General features: G+C 46.0%; 2 protein-coding genes. Both read right to left on the bottom strand.

Annotated elements, in window-relative coordinates:
- Positions 1–87 precede the first annotated feature (87 nt).
- The gene (locus tag CWC03_RS22920; RefSeq protein ID WP_138583805.1) at positions 88–618 is read right to left on the bottom strand and encodes a GNAT family N-acetyltransferase; all 531 of its coding nucleotides are present in this window, start codon (positions 616–618) and stop codon (positions 88–90) included.
- Between the two features lie 47 nt (positions 619–665).
- The coding region (locus CWC03_RS22925) for a 5-oxoprolinase subunit PxpA (protein WP_138583806.1) at positions 666–1,348 on the bottom strand (683 nt) is incomplete at its 5' end.

The raw sequence follows: 1,348 nt of genomic DNA on the forward strand, positions 1-1,348 counted from the left end.
CACCAATAGCTGGCTATTGGAAGTGAATTCAACGCAGTTAGCGCTAAAACTGGCTGCTAGAAAGGCATTAATTATCCGAAGCTCAGGTTACTTAAGCAACCCAAACTTCTCGTCATTTACCCACTCGCCGTTAATTTGGAAGTTATGTTTTAGCGTGCCTTCGAGCTCAAATCCTAGTTTCTTGAGTAAATGGTGAGAGGCATGATTTCCTTGGGTAACGGTGGCGATGAGCTTGTGGTAATTACATTCGTGCAAGGCAAAATCAATGACGGCTCTAGAAGCTTCAAAGGCGTAACCCTTTCCTTGAAATTCGGGGGAAAGCATAAAACCTAACTCGGCCTGTTGAAACGGTGTCCACATACTTAAAAATCCGTGTAGCCCGATAGGGGTCGCTGTGGCCGTTTCTTCAATCACGAAGGTGAGCCAAGTGTTATCTTCTTTGTGCCACTGCCCAAGTCCAGCGCTTAATCCACGGTTAAACTTTTCACGCAGCGTAGCTTCATTGGTAATCTCACCGACAAAACGCATGACATCTGGATGTTGATGAAGTTCTACCCAAAGCGGCCAATCTATATTAAGTATAGGTCTTAAGGTAAGTCTTTCTGTTGTGAGCTGCATGTAAAGTCCTTTCGCTTATTAAGCATGTACGGCCAGACTATCACAAATTATTGATTTATCACGTTTCTTATTTCTTCAATTAAGGCAATGCTCGCCTCATTGTCACCATGAACGCATAAGGTGTCGGCGCGTAAGGAAAGCGACTTCCCACTTGCAGTTGTAACACTACCTTGCTGGTGTAATTGCTTAACTTGTGCAAGTAGCGCTGACTTATCATGCACTGCGCCCGGTTCAGAGCGGGGAGTAAGTAAGCCTTCATCGGTGTAGAGTCTATCGGCAAAGGCTTCAAAAATCAGTGATACATTATGGTGGTCGGCGAGTTGTTGGTGGTTTGCTTGTTGCGCAGTGGCTAGTACCATCAACTTAAGCTCACTTGGGTAGCGTGAGATGGCCTTGATAACACAGCTTAATAACGGTTGTGACTTCATCATATCGTTATAAAGTGCACCGTGTGGTTTCACATAGCTTAGCGTCAAGCCTTGCACCTTTGCCATCCCTTCAATTGCGGCAATTTGGTAATGTAAGGCGTTGGTGATTTCTTGCTCAGAAAGCTGCATTGAGCGGCGGCCAAACCCTTGGCGGTCTGGATAACTTGGATGTGCGCCAAGCGTTACTCGATGCGTGTTGATCAGCTGTAGTGTTTGCGCGAGTACATCAGGATCTCCTGCGTGAAAACCGCAAGCGACATTAGCCATGTCGATATGTGGCATTACATGTTCGTCTAACCCCA

Origin of the sequence: Pseudoalteromonas sp. S2755, from assembly GCF_005886535.1 — a bacterium.
Classification (GTDB): Bacteria; Pseudomonadota; Gammaproteobacteria; order Enterobacterales; family Alteromonadaceae; genus Pseudoalteromonas.